Origin of the sequence: Pseudomonas sp. 2822-15 (genome assembly GCF_002742515.1) — a bacterium.
GTDB lineage: Bacteria > Pseudomonadota > Gammaproteobacteria > Pseudomonadales > Pseudomonadaceae > Aquipseudomonas > Aquipseudomonas salomonii.
Genome location: NZ_LJRY01000229.1, coordinates 1 through 288 on the forward strand (window position 1 = coordinate 1; position 288 = coordinate 288).

The 288-nt window shown below is 36.8% G+C and carries 1 protein-coding gene; it reads right to left on the reverse strand.

Annotation, left to right across the window (positions count from 1 at the left end; translation table 11 throughout):
• Positions 1-83: 83 nt before the first annotated feature.
• On the reverse strand, positions 84-288 hold a 205-nt coding region (locus AOA59_RS25935; protein WP_178076298.1), incomplete at its 5' end, for a 2-oxo acid dehydrogenase subunit E2.

The following is a 288-nucleotide window of genomic DNA, read 5'->3' on the forward strand; positions in this document are numbered from 1 at the left end:
ATTCACGATGATGAAAAGTTTTATACATTCTTAAACTGTCAAAAAACCTGGCGGACTATACCCACCAGGTTAACAGCTTAAACTTAATATAAGGATACATTGTTGTCATTCATTGCTTCTAGACTGCTCTTAATATGTCCCATAAACTTCCCACAAATCAGCCCATCTAATATTCGGTGGTCTAATGACATACAGAGGTTTACCATATGTCTCACTGCTATAGCATCATTTTCTAACACTACTGGACGCTTTACTATAGATTCAACTGACAATATCGCAGCTTGAGGA